The sequence below is a fragment of the Arenimonas sp. genome (assembly GCF_022842045.1).
Taxonomy (GTDB): Bacteria; Pseudomonadota; Gammaproteobacteria; order Xanthomonadales; family Xanthomonadaceae; genus Arenimonas.
The window spans coordinates 1-3,963 of sequence record NZ_JALHQI010000117.1 but is presented as its reverse complement, the minus strand read 5'-3'; the positions used below and the strand labels follow the sequence as shown (position 1 = coordinate 3,963).

2 protein-coding genes and 1 pseudogene are annotated in these 3,963 nt (G+C 66.0%); all 3 read right to left on the bottom strand.

What is annotated here, in order from left to right; translation table 11 throughout:
• Nucleotides 1–386, bottom strand: a pseudogene (locus Q0C12_RS14700) (NrdJb); the annotation flags it as partial.
• Between the two features lie 102 nt (nucleotides 387–488).
• A complete protein-coding gene (locus tag Q0C12_RS14695) occupies nucleotides 489–1,004 on the bottom strand; it encodes a hypothetical protein (protein WP_290891509.1) in 516 nt (171 codons plus the stop codon).
• A gap of 100 nt (nucleotides 1,005–1,104) precedes the next feature.
• Entirely contained in the window at nucleotides 1,105–3,255 is a 2,151-nt protein-coding gene (locus tag Q0C12_RS14690; protein WP_290891506.1) for an adenosylcobalamin-dependent ribonucleoside-diphosphate reductase, read from the bottom strand.
• Nucleotides 3,256–3,963: the final 708 nt, after the last annotated feature.

Sequence of the window (3,963 nt, the reverse complement as noted above, 5' to 3'; positions counted from 1 at the left end):
TCGTCCACCAGGAAGGTGACGTCGCCGCCCTTGCGGAACACGGCGCTCATGATGCGGGTCAGGGCCACGATCCACTGGAAGTGGTCCATGTTCTTGGAGTTGATGAACACCTCGAACGGACGGCGCAGCTCATGCTCGGTGCCCGGGTTGAGCACGATGTCGTTGATGGTCACGTACATCGCGTGCTCGACCAGCGGCGACTTGATCTTGTAGGTGTTGCCGATCAGCACTTCCGGGCGCTCGACCTTCTCGTGCATCTGGATGATGTTCGAGGCGGGCTCGAGCTCGACCACGGGCGCGGCGACGGGCGCGGCGGCTTCCTTGGCCTTGTCCTCGGGCTTCTGCACGCTGTAGCCCTTGATTTTCTTGCTGATCTTGATGGCCATCTGTTTCTTTTCGCTTATGGGATTCGGTGGGTGGATCTCCCGGAGCCCCCCGCCGCCGGGCGGCGGGGGGACGGGGTACGACAATCGGGACAGCCGTAGGCTTTAGCGCTTCCTGGCAACCTTTCGGGCCGTCGTCTTGCGGGCCGCCGGCTTCTTGGCGACCTTCTTCGCCGCCTTGCGGGCCGGAGCCTTCTTGGCGGAAACCTTGCGCACGGCCTTCTTCGCCGCGCCCTTCTTGGCGGCGGCCTTGCGGACCGCCTTCTTCGCCGCCGGCTTCTTGGCAGCGACTTTCTTCTTCGCAGGCGCCTTCTTGGCGGCCGCCTTCTTCTTCGCGGCCGGCTTGGCGCCGCCGACCTTGGCCTTGACCGCCTTCACCGCCGCCGCCGCCTTCTTCTTGGCGCCGGCCACGGCCTTCTTGACCGCCTTGCCGGTATCGGACTTCTCGGCCTTCTTGATCTGGGCCTTGGCCTTCTTGATCGCGGGGGCCGCCTTCTTCTTGGCGGCCTTCATGACCTTGTTGGCCTGGTCGGCGATGGCGCCGCCGATTTCCGAGGCCTTGTCGCTGACGCTTCCAGCGGCATTGGAAATGGCCGCCGTGACACCGTTGCCGTTACTCATACCGCTCTCCTCGTCGATGAAACCGCGGCAATCGCCGCGGGCCTTGCCAACTTAGCGCGATTCGAAGCCGGTTGCGCGCACCGCGTGCGCGCGGCCAGGCTCAGAACTTGCCGTAGTAGCCTTCCTTGAGGGCGTCGAACAGGTTGGCGGCGCTGTGCAGCTCGCCGTCGTACTCGATTTCCTCGTTGCCCTTGGCCTCCACCACGGTGCCGTCCTCGAGCTCGAAGCGGTAGGTGGTGTTCTCCAGGTCGGCTTCCTTCACCAGCACGCCCTGGAAGGCGGCCGGGTTGAAGCGGAAGGTGGTGCAACCCTTCAGGCCCTGCTTGTGGGCGTACATGTAGATGTCCTTGAAGTCCTCGTACGGATAGTCCGTGGGGACGTTCGCGGTCTTGGAAATGGACGAGTCGATCCACTTCTGCGAGGCCGCCTGGATGTCCACGTGCGCCTTGGGCGTGATGTCGTCGGCCGAGATGAAGTAGTCCGGCAGGCGCGACTTGTCGTCGGTGCCGAACGGCATCGCGTCCGGGTTCACCAGGGTGCGGTAGGCCAGCAGCTCGTAGCTGAAGACCTCGACCTTTTCCTTCGACTTCTTGCCTTCGCGGATCACGTTGCGGCTGTAGTGGTGCGCGAACGACGGCTCGATGCCGTTGGAGGCGTTGTTGGCCAGGCTCAGCGAGATGGTGCCGGTGGGCGCGATCGAGCTGTGGTGGGTGAAGCGCGCGCCGGTCTCGGCGAGCTCCTTCACCAGTTCCGGCGCCACTTCGGCCACGCGCTGCATGTAGCGCGAGTAGCGGGCGTGCAGCTCGCGGCCCTTGATCTTCTGGCCGACCCTCCAGCCGTCCTTCTTCATCTCCGGGCGCTTGCGCAGCATCTCGGCGGTGACCTTGAAGTCCTCGTCCATGATCGGGGCCGCGCCCTTTTCCTTCGCGAGGCTCAGCGCCACTTCCCAGCCGGCCACGGCCATCTCGCGGCTCACCTGCTCGGTGAACGCGACCGAATCCTTCTCGCCGTACTTCATGCGCAGCATGGTGACGGTGCTGCCCAGGCCCAGGAAGCCCATGCCGTGGCGGCGCTTGCGCATGATCTCGGTGCGCTGCTGCTCCAGCGGCAGGCCGTTGATCTCGACCACGTTGTCGAGCATGCGGGTGAACACCCGCACCACTTCCTTGTATTCCTCCCAGTCGAAGCTGGCCTTGTCGGTGAACGGGTCGCGGACGAAGGTGGTGAGGTTGATCGAGCCCAGCAGGCAGGCGCCGTAGGGCGGCAGCGGCTGCTCGCCGCAGGGGTTGGTGGCGCGGATGTTCTCGCACCACCAGTTGTTGTTCATCTCGTTGACGCGGTCGATCAGGATGAAGCCCGGCTCGGCGAAGTCATACGTGGACGCCATGATGCGGTTCCACAGCTGCTGGGCGCGGATGTGGCCGTAGATCTTGCAGGCCACCATGCCGTCTTCGCGGGTCACGTAGTTGGTGCTGTGCGGCCAGTCGCGCCAGACGACCTGCTTCGGGTCGTCGACGTTGATCTCGTTCTTCTCCTTGATGTTCACCGGGAACACCAGCGGCCAGTCCTTGTCCTGCTCGACCGCCTGCATGAACTCGTCGGTGACCAGCAGCGAAAGGTTGAACTGGCGCAGGCGCCCGTCCTCGCGCTTGGCGCCGATGAATTCCTTCACGTCCGGGTGGGAGACGTCGAAGGTGCCCATCTGGGCGCCGCGGCGGCCGCCGGCCGACGAGACGGTGAAGCACATCTTGTCGTAGATATCCATGAAGCTCAGCGGGCCCGAGGTGTAGGCGCCGGCGCCGGACACGTAGGCGCCGCGCGGGCGCAGGGTGCTGAACTCGTAGCCGATGCCGCAGCCGGCCTTCAGGGTCAGGCCCGCCTCGTGCACCTTGCCCAGGATGTCGTCCATCGAGTCGGTGATGATCCCCGACACGGTGCAGTTGATGGTGCTGGTGGCGGGCTTGTGCTCGAGCGCACCGGCGTTCGAGGTGATGCGGCCGGCCGGGATGGCGCCGCGGCGCAGGGCCCACAGGAAGCGCTCGTACCAGTACTTCTGCTTCTCGGCGGTCGGCTCGGCCTCGGCCAGGGCCTTGGCCACGCGTTGGTAGGTGTGGTCGATGGTCGCGTCGACCGGATCGCCCTGCTTGGTCTTCAGGCGGTACTTCTTGTCCCAGATGTCGTAGGACGCCGGCTGCATCTCGATGCCCTGCGCCAGCTTGTTCTTGACCGCCTCCAGGCGAACCGTGCTCATAAGTCCTGTCTTCCTCCCGGGTCGCCCCCTCGGGTGGGGGCGCCGTGTTTATTGAATTCTTATCGGATCGTGCCGGCCGGGAATCCGGGGGAAGCGACGCCCGCCCGCGGGGCCAGGCCCCTGGGAAGCTGTGCTGTCCGATCTGGTTCCCGCATGCCGTCTCGCCGTACGCGTCGTGCAAGCCCTGACCCCAAGACTTGGGGCCTCCCCCGCTGCCCGACACAAGATGTAGTGGCAGCGGAAGGCAAAGCTACCCCTCGCTGGCGGGGGTGTCAACAGGCTGAAACCTGCCGAAATCACTGTCGGGTCAAGATGTTCCACGGGTCTTGGAGAGTTGGCCTGAACCCGCACGGCTTCGCGTATCGGCGTCCTCGGGCCGACCCGGGCCGCCGTGGAACCTTGCCCCGGGTCACAGTTTCGGGCGGCCACCGAGACTTTTTCCCCGACGCCGACCACCCGCCGCGGCTGCGCGCCCGGCGCTTGGCGGCGCAGTTGGATGGCGGCCCCTGAACTTGTTTAGCGAACGGACAGTCCGCATTTGCTAAAGCTGACTGCCCGGGAACCCTGGAGAAGCACCGCATGCGTCCCCTTACCGCCGCCACCTGCCTGCTGATCGCCGCCGCGGCCGGCGCCGGCGCCCACCACTGGCTGTCGCAGCCGATCGCCGCCCCCGAGCCCGCCGCCCCGACCCGCGCCCAGGCCGCCCTC